Here is a 20,103-nt window from a genome sequence, read left to right on the forward strand (position 1 = left end):
TTATTTAATTATTTAACATATCTAACAGTAAAGCTGCACTCCACGAAAAATCTCCTCCACCATAACCAGCTTTACCATCAGTATGCATTTCTTTTCTAGAATCGAAATATTCGTAAAACCCATTTTTAGCAATTAAATCTATTGAATCTTGTTTTACTCGTTCTGAAATAGCATTGTAACCGTAATTTTTTAATCCGTAGAAAAGCATCCAATTTAGGTTGATCCAAACTGGACCTCTCCAATATTTTTTAGGATTAAAACGATCGCTATCAGGATCGAAAGAAGCACATAAATATTGATGTTGTCCTCCAAATTTTTCTAACATCACTTTTACCATTTTGTCTGCTCTTTCTTGCGATGGAATATTGGCAAATAATGGTGCAAAAGACGATGATGATAAATATCTTAAAGGTTTTTCGTTTCTTAAATCGTAATGAATGTAAGCTCCTAATTCGTCATCATATAATTTTTCGTTAAATGATTTTATACTTTGTGCTTGCCATTTTTTTAGTTGATCAATTTTATCAGCATTACCTCCAATTTCTTGATACAATTGAATTAAGCTTTTGTTCGATTTTATCAACATTGCATTAAACAAGGGATCTTGCACTAAAAACGGCGATAATTCTGCTATTTTTTTATCACTATAATTATGCTCTTTTGCAATTTCTATAATGTGTAAATAATGGTCATATTCTCTTTTTGATGGTCTTTCTGATGCATCTACGTGTGTAGTATCTCTTCTTTCAAAAGTATAATTTGGCGGATTTATTGTTGCCCAAATATCATCCCAAATAGGAGAATTGTCTGTACCAGATTCCCAATTATGATAAATATAAACTAAACCTTCATTTTTTGGATCTCTGTGATTGTAAAAATATTCGTGATTAAAATACACTTTATCAATTACAGTTTCTAAATACTTTAGCGTTTGCGATTTATCCTTACTAATTTTATACATTTCTTCTAACACAAAACCAGTTACAGGTGGCTGTGTCATACCTGTAGATTTATATTTTTTTGATGCCAAAGGATGCAAGTCTGATCTATGAAAACTGGCTCCTGGAAAATAACTATCGTTTTCTGTATGAAACACAATGTGTGGGATAAATCCGTTTTCCCATTGAGCATCTAACAACGTTTCTATTTCTTTTTCTGCATTTTGCATGTTAAAATGTGCCAGACCAATGGCAATAAAACCAGAATCCCATTTCCATTGAAAAGGATATAAATTGGCACAAGGAATACTAAAATTCCCTTTCCAGTTGTTATTTAAAATTTCTATTGCTTTTTCTTGTAAATCTTTCATTCTCTAAATTGTATTGATTTGAATTTTTTGAATTAAAACTCACTACTTAATACTACATTAAGTAGTGAGAAAACTATAAATAATAAACTACTATTAATTAAAAATTGATTGGGATTGTAAGGAACTTCTTTTTATAAAATTAATACTAATTTTTATGAAAAAAGAAGTTACCACTCTAAAAAAAATTGCACAACTGCTTGAGGTTTCTACATCTACAGTTTCTAGAGCGTTAAATAATCATCCAGATATTAGCGAAGAAACTTCTAAAAAAGTAAAAAACCTAGCAAAGAAATTAAACTATATGCCCAATATTTTTGCAAAAGGATTTAGGCAACACAGAACCAATATTATTGGTGTAATTGTACCCAATATTTTATCCTATTTTACATCAACAATTTTAAAAGAAATATTATTACAAGCTGAAATGAAAGGGTACAGGGTTATTATTTCTGAATCTAATAATGATGTAAAAAAAGAAAAAGAAATGCTGCAAACTATGCTTCAGTTTGGTGTAGATGGTATTTTAATGTCTTTGACTAAACACACTGTAGATATAGAACCCATTTTATATACATTGCATCAAAAACCATTAATTCTGTTCGATAAAGTTTCTAGTAAAGTTCCTTGCACCCAAATTATAATTAATGGAGAAGAAGCCGCTTTTAATGCTGTAGAACACCTCATTAATATCGGAAAAAAAAGAATTGCAATTCTTAAAGAATTTGAACAATCTTACAATTCTGAAAAGCGTTTTCAAGGGTATTTAAGAGCTTTAAAAACAAACCATATTCCAGTAGATGAAAAGTTAATTTTAAGTACAGATGATATTTCTTTAAAAAAAGGCAGAAGATTAACTAGCCAATTAATTACGCTAAAAGAAAAGCCAGATGCTATTTTTTCTATTACTGATGCAGCTGCAATTGGCGCAATACAAACCTTAAAAAAGTTTAACTTTAAAATTCCTGAAGAGGTAGCCGTTATTGGTTTTAGCAACTCTTTAAGTTCTACAATTGTTGAACCAGGTCTTACTACTATAGATCAGCCAGGAAATAGAATTGGAGAAATGGCCGTAAAATACCTCATCAAAGAAATAGAAGAGCCAAAAGAACATTTATCAAGCAAAACTATTGAGATCAATACAAATCTAATTATTAGAGAGTTTACTCTAGTATCTAATTAAGTGTATCCCATTTGTAAAAAGCTAGCTAAAAGAAAGAAAGGAAAGTATATAAAACACAAAACCCTGTAATTAAAAATTACAGGGTTTTTTGATAAAAAATTATTGCCTTTATTAAATATAGATTAATTTTCTTTTACAGTTGTAAATCTATAATATAAATAGGTGTAAGCATCTCTAGGTATAATTGTTATCCACTTTTTGTACTTTAAGTACCACTTAAAGCGTTTTGAATTTACTCCTTTTGTTAAATAAGCAGCAATAAAAGGATGTAAATGTAATTGTATCTTTTTATTGGTTGATTTGCTACTTTCTAATTTAGAAATGTATTTTTCTAAATCAGCTTCAATTTTATCTAACAAAACAATAGGAGCTTCTACTTGTCCGTCTTTATTTGGATTTGGCTCGGTAGTTTTTATACTCAACTCAGGTCTAACCCTTTGTCTTGTAATTTGCACTAACCCAAATTTACTTGGAGGTAAAATTTTGTGTTTTGTTCTATCTAAAGCCATTTGTTCTTTCAAATGTTGATATAACTTATTTCGGTTTTCAGCCTTATGCATGTCAATAAAATCAACAACAATAATTCCTCCCATATCACGTAATTGCAATTGACGAGCAATTTCTGTAGCCGAAATTAAATTAACTTCTAATGCAGTATCTTCTTGAGAACCAGCTTTGTTAGATCGGTTTCCGCTATTTACATCAATAACGTGTAAAGCTTCTGTATGCTCTATTACCAAATAGGCACCTTTGCTCATAGAAACTGTTTTTCCAAATGATGTTTTAATTTGACGTTCTATTCCGTATTTTTCAAAAATAGGAGTTTGCGATCTATGTAATTTTACGATTTTTTCCTTTTCAGGATAAATTTCCTGCAAATACTCTTTAATTTCTACTTTCAACGTTTCATCATTTGTTACAATATTAGTAAAGCTTTCATTCATAACATCTCTTAGAATAGAGGATGCTCTGTTTAACTCGCTTAAAATTTTTGTTGGTGTATTTGTATTGGCTATACTTTTACACATTGTTTTCCAACGTTCTAACGAGTTTTGCAAATCTTTGTCAAGTTCTGCAACTTTTTTACCTTCTGCAACAGTTCTTAAAATAACACCAAACCCTTTGGGTTTAATGCTTTTTGCTAATCTTTTTAAACGTTCTTTTTCTTTTGGGTCTGCAATTTTTTGAGATACAGAAACTCTATTAGAAAAAGGAACTAAAACCAAAAATCTACCAGCTATAGAAAGCTCAGAGCTTAATCTTGGTCCTTTTGTAGAAATGGGTTCTTTTACTATTTGTACCAACAGGTTTTGTCCTGTTTTTAGTACATCTTTAATACTACCGTCTTTGTTAATGTCTTCTTCCTTGCGGAAATTTTTTAAAGTGAACTCTTTATACTTACCTGTGCTTACTTTCTTAATGAACGAATTTAATGAATTTACTTGCGCGCCTAAATCGTGATAATGCAAAAACCCATCTTTTGGGTAACCAACATTTACAAACGATGCGTTTAAGCCTGTTAATACTTTTCCTATTTTGGCTAAAAATATATCGCCTACAGAAAATTTATTATCAGTTGTTTCATTATTTAATTCAATAAGTTTTCCATCTCTTAATAAGGCAAAATCAATATCAGATGAATTTGAACGAATTATCAATTCTGTTTTCATACTGAACTGGTTTTAACACTGCACACGTTGTGCAGATGGATTAATATTGTCAGGTATTTATAATACCATTTGAGGTATGTGTAACCTCGATGTCAATGAACTTTTAATGCTTTCGCTAAACTATAAACGAAAAAGTAAGCGTATGCTTACTTTTTCTTGTGTCTATTTGCTCTAGCTCTTTTTTTTCTTTTGTGTGTAGAGATCTTTGCTCTCTTTCTTTTTTTACCACTTGGCATAATCGTCGTGTGTTTTTAAAACCGTTTTATGGGTTTCGATTAGTATTTTGTTATTTAACAGCTACTTTATTTTTTACTCCTTCAGTAAACGTTTTGGCTGGTTTAAAAGCAGGAATATTGTGAGCTGGAATCTTAATAGTTGTATTTTTAGAAATATTTCTACCCGTTTTTTCTGCTCTAGTTTTGATGATGAAACTACCAAAACCTCTCAAATAAACATTGTCGCCATTTTCTAATGCATCTTTAACTTCAGTCATAAATGCTTCAACTGTTGCTAAAACATCAGTTTTTTCGATTCCTGATTTATCTGAAATTTTTGATACGATATCTGCTTTCGTCATGTCTCTATTTTTACTGTTTTTTATTAATTAACTTTCAAAAATGCGGATGCAAATATATGATAATTAATCAATTCCAAAAACTTAAACAACTAAATTTATGTGAATTTTATGATGTAATATTGCAAATCTATTTTTAATCAATGAAATTTTCTAATAGTTTAATTTACTGGTACTTACAAAATAAACGAGATTTGCCTTGGCGCAAAACTACCAACCCATATTTTATTTGGCTCTCAGAAATTATGCTACAACAAACTAGAGTTGCCCAAGGTTTAGATTATTATCACAAATTTACAACTGCTTTTCCTACCATTTTTGATCTTGCAAAAGCAGACGAAAGTACTGTTTTAAAAATGTGGCAAGGCTTAGGATATTATTCTAGAGCAAGAAATTTACATTTTACAGCAAAATATATTGTAAACGAATTAAATGGCGAGTTTCCATCTACCTATAAAAACATTGTAAAACTAAAAGGGGTAGGAGATTACACTGCATCTGCAATTGCATCTTTTGCGTATAATGAACCTACTGCAGTTGTTGATGGTAATGTGTACAGAGTACTATCAAGATATTTTGGTATTGATACTGCAATAAATACATCATCAGGAATTAAAGAGTTTAAAATACTCGCACAAAGTTTAATCGATATTAAAGAACCTTCAAATTATAATCAAGCTATAATGGAATTTGGTGCTATACAATGCAAACCAAAAAAGCCATTATGCATGTTTTGTCCTCTTTCAGAAAGTTGTGTGGCTCTCCAAAACAACCTTATTGAAAAGTTACCTATTAAAGAAAAAAAACTAAAAGTAAAAAAACGGTATTTTAATTATTTGGTGATAAAAACGAATGATGACAAAACAATTTTAACCGAAAGAAAAGGAAAAGGAATTTGGCAAGGGTTATATCAATTTCCGTTAATTGAAAGTGACCATGTAATGGATAAAGATGAATTGATTGCCTCTAAAGAATTTAGTAATTTATTTCCAGATGAAACTACTATTTCGCTACACAATAAAAAACAAATTGTTCATAAATTATCGCATCAACATTTACACACACAATTTTGGATTGTAGAAACCCATCACTTGTTAACAGCTAAAATAAGTTGGTCTCGCATTCTAGATTACCCAGTTCCTGTATTAATTGCTAATTTTTTACAAGATTACTTAACAAAAAGTAATTGATATTTTTAGTACTTTTGATATATAATTTTAGGCTATGGCAGGAACAATAAATAAAGTAATTTTAATTGGTAATTTAGGTGATGATGTAAAAATGCATTATTTTGATGATCAAAATTGTGTAGGTCGTTTTCCTATTGCAACATCAGAAAGTTATACCAATAAACAAACAGGAGAAAAAATAACCAATACAGATTGGCACAATATTGTGGTTAGAAACGGTTTGGCTAAAGTATGCGAAAAGTATTTAAGCAAGGGTGATAAAGTGTATGTTGAAGGAAAATTGAAAAATCGTCAGTGGGAACAAGATGGTGTAAAACGCTACTCAACAGAAGTACAGGTAAATGAAATGACCATGCTTTCTACCAAAAGAAACGAAATGAATACCAACCAGCCTCAACAACACCAAGTATCAGCTGCACAACCAAAACCAGTGGTTGAGGAAGAAAATGATGATTTACCGTTTTAAAATAAAAAGAACATAAAGGCATAGACTTTATGTTTTCTATAAATTGTATTTCTTGAAAAATTGAGCATTTAAAAACTATTTATCTTGGATCCAGATCCTGAACCTTTATTTCTATTTTTAGCTTCTATTGATTTTTTAACGTCAATAAATATTTTAGCATTACTTATTTTGTTGATTTGTTCTGCATTAATTTCAGGTACTGAAGTCGCTTTTTTCTCATTATCGCAAGCCGATTTAAACGAACTTTCTAATGATGGTAAAGAAGAAAACATTATTGTAACTTTATTAGATAGGCCTAGAAAATTACTGGCCACAATTTTAATTACCAATAATTTTATCAATATTTTAATTGTTTTATTATTTGCTTCTTTGGCAGAAACCTTGTTTGGTGATTTTGATTATCAGCTAAACGTGTATTTATTTACAGTTTCTATCCGATTTTTGATAGAAGTAATTTTAGTTACTTTTTTAATTTTGTTGTTTGGTGAGGTTTTGCCAAAAGTTTATGCCTCAAGAAACACGCTTCGTTTTTCTAGATTAATGTCTAAATTCATCAACTTTGTAAATATTTTATTAACACCTTTTAGTTCGCCATTAATATTTATCACAAAATTTATAGAAAAAAAATTAGGCAATAAAAACTCTAGTTTTTCGGTAGAAACGCTATCGCAAGCTTTAGAATTAACCTCTGAAGGCGCAACTACAAAAGATGAGCAAAAAATTCTAGAAGGTATTGTAAATTTTGGTAACACAGAAACTGTGCAAATCATGAAGCCAAGGATTGATATTTTTGCATTACCTGACGACGAATCTTATGAAGCTGTTTTGCAAAAAATTCTTGAAAATGGATATTCTAGAAACCCTGTTTACAAAGAAAATATTGACAATATTATAGGTGTTTTGTATGCCAAAGATTTGTTAGCGCATTTAAATAAGAAAAATTTTAAATGGCAGACTTTATTGCGAGAAGCTTTTTTTGTGCCAGAAAACAAAAAGCTAGATGATTTGTTAGATGATTTTAGAGCACGTAAAAATCACTTAGCCATTGTAGTTGATGAGTATGGAGGTACAAGTGGTTTAGTGACCTTAGAAGATGTTATTGAAGAAATTGTAGGTGATATTAATGATGAATTTGATGATGACGATTTACAATATTCTAAAGTCGATGCGAACAATTATATTTTTGAAGGAAAAACAACAATCAAAGATTTTTGTCGTGTTTTTGATGATGAAGACGAGGCTATTTTTGAAGAAGAAAAAGGAGAAAGCGAAACTTTAGCGGGTTTTATTTTAGAAGTTTTTGGGAAATTCCCCAAAAAAGGCGATAAAATAAACTTCAAGAACTATACGTTTACTATTGAAGCGTTAGATAAAAAACGCATTAAACAAGTTAAAGCCACAAGAAATGCGTAACATCTTTTTTCTCTTTAGTCTGCTGTCTTTTGTCTTTTTTCTTTTTTCTTGTAATGAAGATGTGTTACCCAAACCAAAAGCATATTTGAGCTTAGAATATCCAAAGAAATCTTATGAACAACTAAAGTTAGAAAGACCTTATACGTTTGATATTTCAAAAAGCACAACTATTATTGATGATAAAAATAACTGGTTAAAAATAAAATATCCTAATTTAAAAGCCTCTATTGATATTACCTACAGACCAGTTGAAAATAATCTAAAAGAGCTATTAACAGAGGCAGAAAAATTGGTGTTTAAACACGCTGTAAAAGCAGAGCAAATTATACCAAAAGATTTTATGAATTCTAAAAATAATGTTTTTGGCAGTTTGTATGAAATTACAGGAAATGCAGCATCTCATTTACAATTTCATGTTACAGATAGTACCAATCATTTTATAAAAGGTTCTTTGTATTTTTATGCAAAACCCAATTACGATTCTATTTTACCTGCTGTTGCTTATATAAAGAGTGATGTTTTAAAGTTGATTGAAACTACTAAGTGGAAATAAAGCCCATCCTAACCGTTAGCGCTCGTCTCTGACGAGTGATAATAAGAACTATTAATTCGATACTCGTTAAAAACGAGCACTAACAAATAGTATTTTATTGAAACAATTATATATTCATACAAAAATATTTTTAGTTACCCGTTAGCGCTTGTATCTGACGAGTGATAATAAGAAGTATTAATTCGGTACTCGTTAAAAACGAGCACTAACAAATAGTATTTCATTGGAATAATTATATTTTTACTCGTTAGCGCTCATCTCTGACGAATGAATAATAAAATAATAACAAAACCTTTTGTATTTTTGAATTGCTATGAGTAGAAAATATAAATTTCACAATAAATCTGCATTATATTTTGTAAGTTTTGCTACAGTAAATTGGATAGAAGTTTTTACAAGACAAGTATATTTTGATGTATTGGCAAAAAGTATAACATATTGCAGAGAAAAAAAAGGAATGGAATTGTACGCATATTGTTTTATGCCAAGTCATCTTCATTTATTATTTAGATCTTCTAACGAACAACCTATGGAGTTATTAAGAGATTTTAAAAAACACACCGCTAAAAAAGTAATAGAAGCTATAGCAAGCAATCCGCAAGAAAGTAGAAAAGAGCTTTTACTTTGGTTGTTTGAAAGAGCAGGAAAAAAGAAGGCAAATGTTACTAAGTATCAATTTTGGCAACATCATAATCATCCTATAGAATTGTGGAGCGAAAAAGTAATTAAACAAAAAATAAATTACATTCATAACAATCCTGTAAAACTTGGTTTTGTAACAGAACCTATAGATTGGAAATATTCTAGCGCAAGAAACTTTCAAAACGACCACACTATTTTAGAAATTGATGAAACAGGTTTTTTAGGTTAAAACTGATAATATTAAATATTCGTTTCCCCTGTAATCGTTGGAAACGAGCACTAGCTCTGAGGAATTCCAATCTTGATGTAAATTAGTTGGTTTTTTTAGTCTTGTCTCTTGATTCTTTTCTCTCTTGTTTCAAAAAAAAACTAAACAATTTCCATTTTTTGCAACAGAAAAGAAGCATTCATATTCTTACAAACACCTTCTTTTAAAGTATAATCAAAATGCAATTCGTTATTGTTAATTTCTGCATCAAAATAATAATTTTTGATGCTAGAAAATTCATTTTCCAATTCACATAAACTTACATCGTGCGTAGCAATAATTCCAGTAGATTTAGATTTGGTTAATTTTTCAATAAATCGTTTTGAGCCAGTTGCCTTGTCTTTACTATTCGTTCCTTTTAAAATTTCGTCTAGAATGATAAAATATTTTTCTTTCTTAATTTCATCAACAATAAACTTTAATCTTTTTAGCTCTGAGTAGAAGTACGATTCATCTTCTGTTAAAGAATCTGTAGTTCTCATACTCGTTATCAATTTTATTGGCGAATATTGAAAACGTTCTGCGCAAACAGGTAAACCACAATTTGCCATAACAATAGACAAAGAAACTGTTCTTAAAAAAGTGCTTTTGCCAGCCATATTTGCACCAGTAACAATAAAAAATTGTGCATTATCAATAGTAAAATCGTTATCAACTCTTTTGTTTTGATCTAATAAAGGATGTCCTAAATTGGTTGATTGTATAATTTTATCAGTGTTAGCAATTACAGGAAAAATAAAATTAGGATGATTGAATTTAAAATTCGCCAATGAGTTTTGAGCATCAAAATAAGCCACTACTTCAAACCATTTGTCTACAGTGTGTTTGTAATTGGTTATCCATTTTTCTACTTTACAAGCGTTTGTAATTTCCCAAAGAAACAATCCATTACCTAAAACAGCAATAATAATGTTGTTTCTGTTATCAAAAGCATCTAATATTTTAGAAAATTCTTTAAAAATGGCAGCAGCTTTTTTGTTTTCAGATTGAATGATTTTCTGTTGATTTACTAAATTTTTTGTGGTAAAACTTTCGTTTTCAATTTCATTTAATAGAGGATGATATTTCTTAAATGTTTCTCTAACTTTTTCGGTATCTGTATATAAATTACTTGTTTTTTTTATGAATTTTCCTGTGATAAAAAGTCCGATAAAAAACCAAGCTGTTAAAAACGAAAAAGATAGTAATCCAAAAGAAATTAGTCCTATTAAAATTAAAGACATGATAGAAAACCCTAGTTGAATTTTTGATAAATATTTTGGAAAAATAGGTTTGTAGCCCAATATCCATTTTATTACAGAACCAGATTTATTTTTTACGGTAACCAAACTGGCTAATGCAGAAAAATGCTGACGCCATTCTACTTTTTTAGAAAGTTCATCAATAGCCTTTTGTTTATTAATAATATCATCAATTGTATTTTCTGTTAAAAGATGAGACAGCGCTATTTTTCCATCAAGAGTAGCAGTTCTGTTGAGGTATTGAAAAAAAGAACCTTTGCCAAATAAATCGATATCATTACTATAAAAATGAGCTGAATTTACAAATTCTTTTCCTGTTTCTAAATGATGGAAATTTCGTTGCAAAACATCTATTTCTGTTTTGTTGATATCAATTTTTGCATCAACAATTGCTTTATTTCTTTTAATATTTATGTACTGAAATACTAAAAACGAGAATATTAAAATCCCAAAAAAGGCAACAATAAGTACTGCAATATAATCGCCAAAAGTAAGATAGACTAAAAAAGAGGTGATTAAAAATACCGCAAATCGTAAAACAGCAAAATTGAATATTTTGTTTTTAAATTGCAAAGATTGTTGCTCTAAATCAGTGATTTGCTGATTGTAAAATGCTAAAGGATTATTCATAACTTGAAATTCCGCCAGTTAAATTATATACTTCTAAATTGGGATATTGTTTTTTCATTTTTTCTGTAGCTCTGTAACTATTAAATCCTCTCTGACAAACCATTACGTAAGTTTTAGCATAGTCAATATCAATTTTTTTAGCATCAAAATTATGAATATGAATGGTTTGATGCACTTTAAAAGGCAATTTTAAATTGTTTAGCACTGCTATAATTTCTAGGTTTTTATCGCCCAATTTTTCTTTTAATGTTTTAGATGATATTTGCCAATCCAGATTTTGCTTAGCGCAAGCAGCATCAACATAAGTTTGCACTTTAAACAATTTTGCAATTTTTTCTTTTGTAAAAATAGACTTCAATTTCATTTTTAGTTGTGTGTTTTGCAACACATTGTATATTAATAACTGGTTGGTTAATGGTTTGCCTATGCCAGTAACCAATTTTAAAACTTCATTTACTTGCGCAGTTGATATGATACCCACAATGGCATTTAAGGTTCCTGCTTCTTCACAATTAGGAATATCTGTAACCATTTCTGGAAAAGCATCTCTTAAATTACATGAGTAACTTCCATCTGCTTGCTTTATATTAAATGCAGCCACATAACCATCAAATTTATAAAGAGAGCCATATACCAAAGGTTTGTTTTGAAGCACACACGCGTCATTTACCAAATATTTTGTGGGTAGCGAATCTGTTCCATCAACCACAATGTCAAATTTATCAATTAATTCAAAAACGTTTTCTTTTGCAATTGCTTTGTTGGTATAATTTACCTCTGTAAAAGGTGCTCTACACTTTATAAATTTACGTAAAACTTCTGCTTTTGGTTTTCCAACATCGTCTAAACAATAAAAAACTTGTCTGTGTAAATTGGTAATATCAACAGTATCAAAGTCAACCAAATGGAGTTTACCAATACCACTAGCAGCTAAATACACAGCAATAGGTCCTCCTAAACCACCACAACCTACAACCAAAACAGAAGCGTTTTGAAGTTTCTGCTGACCTACTGCACCAATTTCCGATAAAGTAATTTGACGTTTGAAGAGTTGGTTTTTTTTGGGTTTCATTTTTTGTTGTTTTGAGCAAAATGAATTGTAGTCGAAAAATCTATTTTTTAAGTTTCTTCATAAAGTAGAAAACACAAACTACAAATTTTTCAACTCGTTTTTAGCCATTTTAAACTCTTCTGGTGTATTTACATTTCTTATCAAATCATCTTCAATTTCAACAATTTCTACATCAGAATTGATGAGCATTTTACGCGGACAAGAATATCCTTGTGCTAAATATTGTAATAAAATAGGATACGCTTTTGGCTCGTAAACAGTAATTAATGGTTCTACAAATTCTTTGCTTTTTCCTTTAATAGCAGTTGCTGTTTTAGACGGATTCCTTTTTTGCAATACTAATTTTATCAAATCGTCATTCACAAAAGGAAGGTCTGTAGCCAATACAAACCAAGCTGAATTAGGGTCTTTTTGAAAGGCAGAACAAATGCCACCAAAAGGACCTAGATGTAAGAATTTATCTGGGATTTCATTTGTTATTTCGAGCGCAGTTGAGAAATCTCTTACCGAATAAAAAGTTTCTAAATTGTTGTTTGCCAACAATTCTTTGGCTACTTCTTTCTGTGGCTTTCCAAAATAATTAAGCTGGGCTTTATCAGTGCCCATTCTTGTACTTTTTCCACCCACTAAAACCAACCCCTTTACAGGTGCAATTTTCTCTTGAATTAAATTATTTAGGTGATTTGCAATTTTATCAATTTCATTAAAAGTATAGCAAATTTTATTTTTGATATTAGGATATTTTTCTTCTAAAAAATCAAAATATTCGGTTTCTGGTTTTAGTTTGATGATAAATTGAATGTTATGCAGTTGCTCTAGTCTTTTTAATACTGAGGCTTCTTTAGCGTCATCTAAAATTAAAATTTGCTTGGCTCCTTGATAATGATTTCCGTTGATGAATACATAATCGTACTGTGCAAATTGCAAACGTTGTTGAAATTTATTTACATTTCCTGATGTGGTAATTTGTACATTTCCTTGGTGATGAAAAACGTATTCTGATAATTTATTTTCATTAACATCTTTTGCATGAGAAGCATCAAAATACCCTAATTTATATGCTGATAATTGTTGTGAAACTTTATTAACTAAATCAGAGATATTTCTGCAATTAGTTCCTAAAATCGCAATTTCATTAGGCGCATAATTGTCATTATTCCTTCTAGTTAGATTTGTATGTTTTTGATGTTTTTTCATTTTTATTTAAATTCTATAAACAAACTTTTGTCATTTCTATTTTATGGAGAAATCTTAAATTAATTATTTAAATATTTCTCACTTTTATTGCCTTTCATTTGAAATGACACATTAGTGTTTCTTTCCTTTGGGAAGATTAAGATGGGGTTTTAATATCAGATTTTCCACCTGTTTTTTCTAAGAGTTTTACCTCTTTAATCACCATTTTTTGACTAATGCTTTTACACATGTCATAAATGGTTAAACAAGCAATATTAGCTCCTGTTAATGCTTCCATTTCAACTCCAGTTTTGCCTGTAATGGTTACTTTACAAAAAACTTCTAAATGTTCATTATCAATAATATTGATGTCAATAGCTACACCATTTATCAACAAAGGATGACACATAGGTATTAATTCTGAAGTTTTTTTAACACCTTGAATTCCTGCAATAATTGCCGTTTGAAAAACAGGTCCTTTTTTGGTTAGAAGTTCATCATTTGTAAAATGAGCTATAATGGTTTCACCTAAAAACATGGTTGCTTTTGCTATGGCAGTTCTTTTGGTAATTTTCTTATCAGAAACATCTACCATTTTTGGGTTGTTGTTTGTATTGATGTGTGAAAAATCGCTCATTAATCTGTGAAATAAAAGGTAAATAATAGTATCCACAAAATTAAGCCTATTTCTACAATCCAAACTTTCTTTAAAGTATTAATTTTTATTAATATCAACTGTTCTACAATTAAGATAATGAGATTTATTACAAAGGCAAATAAATAAATGGATCCAGCTAATGCCATCCCTCCTTTATTTTTAATAATTAGAAAATAAAAAGCACCAAAAGCTAATAGGGGTAAAAATAAAATAGAAAGAAAGTATATAGGTGATTTTTTAAATTTTATTTTCATTTCAAAATGAGATCAACTTTTAAATTCCGCAGATTTTAAACCTTTTTGGAAAGGTGCTTTTAATTGGTATAAAATATCTTCAGATTTTTTAGCATCTAAAACATCTATTCCATATACAATGTCTTTGGTGTCTTCGTAAACAAAGGTTCCAAAAATACGATCCCAAATAGAAAATATATTTCCGAAGTTGGTGTCTGTCCAAGGCATTACATGATGATGATGGAATTTATGGGTGTTTGGTGAAATAAATACATAGCTAATAGCTTTATCTAATTTTGGAGAAAGGCGAATATCCGCATGCGAAAAATAGGTAAAAAGTACCGTAAGAATTCGATACATTAGGTAATAAGAAACAGGCAAACCAGCAATAACAACACCAATTAAAGCAAAGGTTTCTCTGAAGATAAAATCTATAGGATGGTGCCTAGTGCCAGAAGTTACATCTACATGCGTATCACTATGATGTACTGTATGAAATCTCCACATAAAAGGAACTTTATGCAGTAAATAATGTACCAGATATTGTGAAGTGAAATCTAAAATCATAATTGCTAAAAGAATTTCTACCCAAACAGGCAAATCAATCATATGTAATAAGCCAAAATTATTGGTTTCTATCCATAGAAAAACACCAACAGTTATAATACCAAAAACTACATTTATAATCATTGTAGATACCAATAAAACAAAGTTGGTTTTAGCATGTTTCCATTTTTGGTATTGATGCTTTTTTAAAGGATAAACACCCTCTAAAATCCAAAAAACAGATAAGCAACCTACAATCCAAATCAGTTTTTGAAAACTCGTTAAGTTCTCGAAAAAAGTAACAATAGCATCCATAAGTTTCTAAAATTTAGCTATTAAAACTACAAAAAACTTTAACAACTTGTTAAAAATCATTCGTTTTTTAACGTTTACCTTTGTGTGTTTTAAAATTTATGTTTATGCCTCGTTGGTTAATTCCAGTACTTATTTTGTTGATTGTAGTTGTAGCTGTAGAACTTTACACCTTTCAAGCATTTAAAACAATCACTAAAAATAAATGGATTCGTTTTTCTTTTTTAGCAGTTAGTATTGCTGTTTACATTTACTTTTTTATTACCGTAATTACTTACGATAGAAGCAAAGGACAAACCCCACAATTTCAAATGGCAATGGGGGTTTTGTTAACATTTTCTATACCTAAATTATTTGTGATTTTAGTACTTTTTGGAGAAGATGTATATCGTTGGATTGTAAAAGTAATTTCGGCTATTTCTGGTTCAGAAACCCAACCTTTGGCTGGTAGAAGAAAGTTTATTTCTCAATTAGCTCTGGGTATTGCTTCAATACCTTTTATGTCTTTTATTTACGGAATTGTAAAGGGAAAGTACAATTATAAAGTGATAAAATACCAATTGGCTTTTGATGATTTACCAGAAGCTTTTGATGGCTATACCATTACTCAAATTTCAGATATTCATTCTGGGAGTTTTACAAACAAAGAGAAAATACAATATGGAGTTGATTTGATTAATGAACAGCAGTCTGATTTATTATTATTTACAGGCGATATTGTAAATAATAAGGCTGATGAAATGGATAATTGGATTACTGTTTTTGCACAATTAAAAGCTAAAGAAGGTAAATATGCGGTTCTTGGAAATCACGATTATGGTGATTATATGGATTGGAAATCACCAGAAGATAAAGTGAAGAATTTTGAAGATGTTAAGAAAATACATCAAAAAATAGGTTTTGATTTGTTGTTGGATGAACATCGATATTTAGAAAAAGATGGACAACAGATTGCTCTTTTAGGCGTAGAAAATTGGGGAAAAGGATTTAATCAAGCAGGAGATTTAGCAAAAGCATCTGCAAAACTAAAAAAAGACGACTTTAAAATTTTAATGAGTCACGATCCTAGCCATTGGCAAGAACAAGTAAAACAAGATGATTTTAATTATCATTTAACTTTAAGTGGTCATACCCATGGATTGCAAATGGGGATTGAAATTCCGGGTTTTAGATTCAGTCCATCCCAATTTGTGTATAAACAATGGGCAGGTTTGTATCAAGAATATGGGCGTTATATAAACGTAAATAGAGGTTTTGGGTATCATGCTTTTCCTGGTAGAGTAGGAATTTGGCCAGAGATAACAGTTATTGAGTTGAAAAAGGCTTGATAATCAGTAGAGTTGTTCAATTTTATTATATTTGTGTAAAGTGAGTTGAAGATATCTAAGCGTTTTTCTTTTAAACAATATATTATGGCAAAATTTGGAGAGTTAATTAGCGTAAATAAACCTGTTTTAATCGATTTTTATTCTGATTGGGATGAAGTAGAAAGTTCTGTAAAAACCCTAAGAGATGTTGCTGCAGCTATGGGCAGTAGTGCCAAAGTTATTAAAATAGATATTAAGAAGAACGAGACTTTGGCAGATGCTTTGCGTGTAAAAGGAAATCCAACTTTTATGATTTATAAAGATGGAGAAATGAAATGGCGAGAAACTGGCTTTAAAAATGCAGATGCTTTGATTGAGATGATTCAAAAATACCTTTAATAAAAATATTAAAAAAAACCGCAAATTGATGTTTGCGGTTTTTTTTGATTTAATTACTCTTGTACTTGTTCGGTTTCCTCAGGAAAAATATGACTAAACAGACTAAGCGTTTTGTTGTATTCTTCTTGCAGTTCTTTTATCAATTCAGGATCATTATCATATTGTGCAACTTGATCTATAACCCCTCTGTATAAATATCTAAAATTCATATCAAATTCTTCAAAAACCATATCAAAATCTTCAGCATCAAAGGTGCTGAACCAAATTAGTTTTTCTCTAAATAAGCGCATTAAATTTTCTGCAGTTTTTCTAGCTTTTTTAACTTCACCCAATTTGTAATACATCTCAGGGTATTCCATAGACAAGCTATAATGATCAAAATCTTCAATTGGTAATTTGTCTAATGATAAGTCTAATACTTCAACAGCTTTAATAGTATCGCCTTCTTTAGCAAAGGCAGTAGATAAGCGCATTAAGCTATTTCTTAGTGAAATAGCATTTCGTTTGGTTTGTTCATCTAAATAAATTTTACCATCATTAATATTTCTCCATTCCCATTTTTTAACGTTTTCGTACATTTTTTCTGGATCAATTCTACCAATATCAAACAAACTCAACTGACGAATTAATTGCCCATTACCATCATAAATTTTGGTAGGTGTTTTAATAGGTACAAATTTAAAGGCAACACCATCTAATTGTAAATAATCTTTTAGCCAAATATATTCGCTATCAGCATTAGAGCCTCCAGTAAAGTAAATTGGGCGTTTCCAATCGAAATTATTTAAAATATCTAACATTAAAATGGTGTTTTTTCCTATAGCTCTATCTATAGTAATATCAATATAAGGCACAATTTTGTTAGCATCTTTTTGTGCTACAATACCATGTTTTAATACGTTTTCTTTATTTACAGGAATTCTAATTTTGTTGGTTGGTAATATTTTCTCAGGATTACCATCGTCGTCTAAATCATAAAAAGTACGTTTACTATCACTTTGAATCCATTTCATAAAATTATCTAACTCTAAAACAGAGTCTTTTAATTGTGGGAATAATTCTTGAAAATAGTAAGCTACATCTAAGGTTCCGTATTTATATTCATCATGGGTTAATTGTGATGGAATAGGATCTGCATCATACGTTTTTCGTTTCATTTGATCTATGTACCAATCTGTTTGAAAAAGGCTCGTATTTACTAGTTTTATATCTGTTCTAATACCTTCTACTTCTTGCATATACCAAAGAGGAAAAGTATCATTATCACCAATAGTAAACATAATTGCGTTAGGATCGCAACTTTCTAAATACGCTTGGGCATTTAAGCGTGTGGTGTATCTATTTGAACGATCGTGGTCATCCCAGTTTTGATATGCCATTAATGTTGGTACTGCCAATAAAGAAATAGCAGAAACAGCAACAGCCACTCTTCTTCGAGATGCTAAATCTTTCAAATATTCATATAAGGCTAACACCCCAAAGCCTACCCAAATTGCGAAAATGTAAAAGCTACCAACAACAGCATAATCACGTTCTCTTGGCTCAAAAGGTTTTGGATTTGTATAAAAGATAATAGCAAAACCTGTAAAGGCAAAGAATAGAAATAGTGTAAAAAAGTTGTTTTTATCTTTTTTAATTTGGTATAGTAACCCTATTAACCCCAAAATAAGCGGAAGAAAAAAGTAGGTGTTTCTACCTTTATTCAGTAAAGCTTGCCAAGGTAGCATTTTTTGAGAGCCCAATCTTGCTTCATCTATAGCATCAATACCACTAATCCAGTTTCCATTGTAAATATCTAAATTACCTTGAATATCGTTTTGACGCCCCACAAAATTCCACATAAAATAACGTCCATACATGTAGCCAAACTGATAGCTTATCATAAATTTTATATTTTCAGCAAAAGTTGGTCTACGTTTGCTGTTTTCAGGAATTCCTGCAATAGCTTTGTACATTTTTTCAGAAGCAGGATTTACCATTCTTGGGATAAACCCTTTATGTTTGTCTGAATAATTAGGTAAAATACCTTTGTATACATTAACAATTACATAACGATCTTTGCCTTTTACAACTTTTTTCTCGTATTTAGGTTTGTCATCTCTTGTTGGGTTGTTTCCATCTCTTTCGTCACTATATTTATTTGAATAATACGTGTCATAAAATACATTAGCATCTCCATATTGCTCACGTTCGTAATAAGCTAATAATTCTCGTGCGCTTGATGGGTTGTTTTCGTTAATTGTGGTATTTGCATTGGCTCTAATAGGCAACATCATCCAAGAAGAAAAACCAATCATTATAAATAATAACGATAGAATTAATGTGTTTGCAGTTACTTTTTTCTTTTTTCTTGTAAAATTTAATCCGAAGATAAAAAGCACCACTAAAATAATAGCAGCAATAATACTTCCTGAGTTAAAAGGTAAACCAATAGAATTTACAAAAAACAATTCTGATGCACTAAAGAATTTTAGTGTAAAAGGAAATATAAGTTTAAAAACTAATATTAAAACAAAAACAGAAAAAACGGTTGCTATTGCAGTTGTTTTTAAATTGATGTTTTTATAGGTTTTGAAAAAATACAACATTACAATTGCAGGTATAACTAGTAACGAAAGTATGTGCACACCAAATGATAAACCAACAACAAAGCTTATTAAAACCAACCATTTGTTACCTCTAGGAGTATCAATTTCACTTTCCCATTTTAAACCTAACCAAAAGAGTAATGCCATTAAAAAAGATGACATTGCATATACTTCACCTTCTACAGCACTAAACCAAAAACTATCAGAAAATGTGTAGGTTAAAGAACCAACAACACTACTACCTAAAATAGCAATACGTTTTCCTTTAGAAATATTACCTGTTTTTGCAGCTAATTTTTTAGCCAGGTTACTTATCGTCCAAAACATAAATAAAATGGTAAAAGCACTTGCTAAGGCAGACATAAAGTTAACCATTTTAGCAATTTCGGCAGTATCAGATGTAAACATTGCAAAAAATGCACCTAACATTTGAAAAAGAGGTGCTCCTGGAGGATGCCCAACTTCCAGTTTTACAGCAGTAGAAATGTATTCTCCTACATCCCAAGCACTAACAGTGGGTTCTATAGTTAAGGTGTAAGTAACTAAGGCAATAGCAAATGTAACCCATCCTAAAATGATGTTCCATTTATTAAAATTAGCTGGTGTCATAAAAGTTGATAATTATATGTGGGCGAATTTACTAATAATTATGAATAAACAAGGGTTAGGGGTGCTT

Annotated in this window: 18 protein-coding genes; 8 read left to right on the forward strand and 10 right to left on the reverse strand. The window is 30.0% G+C overall.

All coding sequences use genetic code 11. From position 1 onward, the window contains the following. Window positions 1-4: 4 nt before the first annotated feature. Window positions 5-1,309 carry an MGH1-like glycoside hydrolase domain-containing protein gene (locus SJY27_RS13140; RefSeq protein WP_397445322.1) on the reverse strand — a complete coding sequence of 435 codons (1,305 nt, stop codon included), beginning with the start codon at window positions 1,307-1,309 and terminating at the stop codon, window positions 5-7. Between the two features lie 154 nt (window positions 1,310-1,463). Here SJY27_RS13140 and SJY27_RS13145 point away from each other — a divergent pair, with 154 nt between their 5' ends. Further along, window positions 1,464-2,489, forward strand: coding sequence for a LacI family DNA-binding transcriptional regulator (locus SJY27_RS13145; protein WP_397445323.1), 1,026 nt, complete (start codon window positions 1,464-1,466; stop codon window positions 2,487-2,489). Window positions 2,490-2,611: 122 nt separating this feature from the next. Here the strand turns inward: SJY27_RS13145 and SJY27_RS13150 are convergent, their stop codons facing one another. After that, a complete protein-coding gene (locus SJY27_RS13150) occupies window positions 2,612-4,159 on the reverse strand; it encodes an Rne/Rng family ribonuclease (RefSeq protein ID WP_397445324.1) in 1,548 nt (515 codons plus the stop codon). A 286-nt stretch (window positions 4,160-4,445) separates the two neighbouring features. Beyond that, the gene (locus SJY27_RS13155) at window positions 4,446-4,736 is read right to left on the reverse strand and encodes an HU family DNA-binding protein (protein WP_015481675.1); all 291 of its coding nucleotides are present in this window, start codon (window positions 4,734-4,736) and stop codon (window positions 4,446-4,448) included. A gap of 140 nt (window positions 4,737-4,876) precedes the next feature. Here SJY27_RS13155 and mutY point away from each other — a divergent pair, with 140 nt between their 5' ends. The 5 genes from mutY (at window position 4,877) to SJY27_RS13180 (ending at window position 9,226) form a co-directional block, all read left to right on the forward strand. Next, window positions 4,877-5,923 (forward strand): A/G-specific adenine glycosylase, encoded by a 1,047-nt coding sequence (mutY, locus tag SJY27_RS13160; RefSeq protein WP_397445325.1) that lies wholly within the window; start codon window positions 4,877-4,879, stop codon window positions 5,921-5,923. 34 nt (window positions 5,924-5,957) lie between these two features. Further along, entirely contained in the window at window positions 5,958-6,389 is a 432-nt protein-coding gene (locus tag SJY27_RS13165; protein WP_397445326.1) for a single-stranded DNA-binding protein, read from the forward strand. 84 nt (window positions 6,390-6,473) lie between these two features. After that, window positions 6,474-7,802: a gliding motility-associated protein GldE gene (locus SJY27_RS13170; protein ID WP_397445327.1), complete on the forward strand. Its 1,329-nt coding sequence runs from the start codon at window positions 6,474-6,476 to the stop codon at window positions 7,800-7,802. After that, window positions 7,795-8,355 carry a gliding motility lipoprotein GldD gene (gene gldD / locus SJY27_RS13175; RefSeq protein WP_397445328.1) on the forward strand — a complete coding sequence of 187 codons (561 nt, stop codon included), beginning with the start codon at window positions 7,795-7,797 and terminating at the stop codon, window positions 8,353-8,355. The genes SJY27_RS13170 and gldD overlap by 8 nt, the downstream gene beginning before the upstream one ends. A gap of 313 nt (window positions 8,356-8,668) precedes the next feature. Further along, window positions 8,669-9,226: an REP-associated tyrosine transposase gene (locus SJY27_RS13180; RefSeq protein ID WP_397445329.1), complete on the forward strand. Its 558-nt coding sequence runs from the start codon at window positions 8,669-8,671 to the stop codon at window positions 9,224-9,226. A gap of 140 nt (window positions 9,227-9,366) precedes the next feature. Here SJY27_RS13180 and SJY27_RS13185 read toward each other — a convergent pair whose 3' ends face one another. The 6 genes from SJY27_RS13185 to SJY27_RS13210 all read right to left on the reverse strand — a co-directional run bounded on the left by SJY27_RS13185 (window position 9,367) and on the right by SJY27_RS13210 (window position 15,136). After that, entirely contained in the window at window positions 9,367-11,136 is a 1,770-nt protein-coding gene (locus tag SJY27_RS13185; protein ID WP_397445330.1) for a DNA mismatch repair protein MutS, read from the reverse strand. After that, window positions 11,129-12,208, reverse strand: coding sequence for a ThiF family adenylyltransferase (locus SJY27_RS13190; protein ID WP_397445331.1), 1,080 nt, complete (start codon window positions 12,206-12,208; stop codon window positions 11,129-11,131). Before SJY27_RS13190 ends, SJY27_RS13185 begins: the two co-directional genes overlap by 8 nt. Before the next feature lie 78 nt (window positions 12,209-12,286). Next, window positions 12,287-13,405: a molybdenum cofactor guanylyltransferase gene (locus SJY27_RS13195; RefSeq protein WP_397445332.1), complete on the reverse strand. Its 1,119-nt coding sequence runs from the start codon at window positions 13,403-13,405 to the stop codon at window positions 12,287-12,289. Between the two features lie 136 nt (window positions 13,406-13,541). Next, window positions 13,542-14,021, reverse strand: a complete 480-nt coding sequence (gene moaC / locus SJY27_RS13200; protein ID WP_397445333.1) for a cyclic pyranopterin monophosphate synthase MoaC — start codon at window positions 14,019-14,021, stop codon at window positions 13,542-13,544. Continuing rightward, window positions 14,021-14,296 carry a hypothetical protein gene (locus SJY27_RS13205; protein WP_397445334.1) on the reverse strand — a complete coding sequence of 92 codons (276 nt, stop codon included), beginning with the start codon at window positions 14,294-14,296 and terminating at the stop codon, window positions 14,021-14,023. Before SJY27_RS13205 ends, moaC begins: the two co-directional genes overlap by 1 nt. A 12-nt stretch (window positions 14,297-14,308) precedes the next feature. Continuing rightward, window positions 14,309-15,136: a sterol desaturase family protein gene (locus SJY27_RS13210; RefSeq protein WP_397445335.1), complete on the reverse strand. Its 828-nt coding sequence runs from the start codon at window positions 15,134-15,136 to the stop codon at window positions 14,309-14,311. Between the two features lie 104 nt (window positions 15,137-15,240). Between SJY27_RS13210 and SJY27_RS13215 the strand changes: the two genes are divergently transcribed. Together SJY27_RS13215 and SJY27_RS13220 are read left to right on the forward strand one after the other, a co-directional pair. Continuing rightward, window positions 15,241-16,461 (forward strand): metallophosphoesterase, encoded by a 1,221-nt coding sequence (locus tag SJY27_RS13215; protein ID WP_397445336.1) that lies wholly within the window; start codon window positions 15,241-15,243, stop codon window positions 16,459-16,461. Between the two features lie 84 nt (window positions 16,462-16,545). Further along, window positions 16,546-16,839 (forward strand): thioredoxin family protein, encoded by a 294-nt coding sequence (locus tag SJY27_RS13220; RefSeq protein WP_397445337.1) that lies wholly within the window; start codon window positions 16,546-16,548, stop codon window positions 16,837-16,839. A gap of 53 nt (window positions 16,840-16,892) precedes the next feature. Here SJY27_RS13220 and SJY27_RS13225 read toward each other — a convergent pair whose 3' ends face one another. Then, window positions 16,893-20,036, reverse strand: coding sequence for a DUF2723 domain-containing protein (locus SJY27_RS13225; RefSeq protein WP_397445338.1), 3,144 nt, complete (start codon window positions 20,034-20,036; stop codon window positions 16,893-16,895). Window positions 20,037-20,103 lie beyond the last annotated feature (67 nt).

Source organism: Polaribacter sp. R77954 (assembly GCF_044595335.1).
Classification (GTDB): domain Bacteria; phylum Bacteroidota; class Bacteroidia; order Flavobacteriales; family Flavobacteriaceae; genus Polaribacter.

Coding starts and splice junctions, on each gene's coding strand:
- SJY27_RS13140 (WP_397445322.1), bottom strand. CDS start 1,309: ATGAAAGATTTACAAGAAAAAGCAATAGAAATTTTAAATAACAACTGG.
- SJY27_RS13145 (WP_397445323.1), top strand. CDS start 1,464: ATGAAAAAAGAAGTTACCACTCTAAAAAAAATTGCACAACTGCTTGAG.
- SJY27_RS13150 (WP_397445324.1), bottom strand. CDS start 4,159: ATGAAAACAGAATTGATAATTCGTTCAAATTCATCTGATATTGATTTT.
- SJY27_RS13155 (WP_015481675.1), bottom strand. CDS start 4,736: ATGACGAAAGCAGATATCGTATCAAAAATTTCAGATAAATCAGGAATC.
- mutY (WP_397445325.1), top strand. CDS start 4,877: ATGAAATTTTCTAATAGTTTAATTTACTGGTACTTACAAAATAAACGA.
- SJY27_RS13165 (WP_397445326.1), top strand. CDS start 5,958: ATGGCAGGAACAATAAATAAAGTAATTTTAATTGGTAATTTAGGTGAT.
- gldD (WP_397445328.1), top strand. CDS start 7,795: ATGCGTAACATCTTTTTTCTCTTTAGTCTGCTGTCTTTTGTCTTTTTT.
- SJY27_RS13180 (WP_397445329.1), top strand. CDS start 8,669: ATGAGTAGAAAATATAAATTTCACAATAAATCTGCATTATATTTTGTA.
- SJY27_RS13185 (WP_397445330.1), bottom strand. CDS start 11,136: ATGAATAATCCTTTAGCATTTTACAATCAGCAAATCACTGATTTAGAG.
- SJY27_RS13190 (WP_397445331.1), bottom strand. CDS start 12,208: ATGAAACCCAAAAAAAACCAACTCTTCAAACGTCAAATTACTTTATCG.
- SJY27_RS13195 (WP_397445332.1), bottom strand. CDS start 13,405: ATGAAAAAACATCAAAAACATACAAATCTAACTAGAAGGAATAATGAC.
- moaC (WP_397445333.1), bottom strand. CDS start 14,021: ATGAGCGATTTTTCACACATCAATACAAACAACAACCCAAAAATGGTA.
- SJY27_RS13205 (WP_397445334.1), bottom strand. CDS start 14,296: ATGAAAATAAAATTTAAAAAATCACCTATATACTTTCTTTCTATTTTA.
- SJY27_RS13210 (WP_397445335.1), bottom strand. CDS start 15,136: ATGGATGCTATTGTTACTTTTTTCGAGAACTTAACGAGTTTTCAAAAA.
- SJY27_RS13215 (WP_397445336.1), top strand. CDS start 15,241: ATGCCTCGTTGGTTAATTCCAGTACTTATTTTGTTGATTGTAGTTGTA.
- SJY27_RS13220 (WP_397445337.1), top strand. CDS start 16,546: ATGGCAAAATTTGGAGAGTTAATTAGCGTAAATAAACCTGTTTTAATC.
- SJY27_RS13225 (WP_397445338.1), bottom strand. CDS start 20,036: ATGACACCAGCTAATTTTAATAAATGGAACATCATTTTAGGATGGGTT.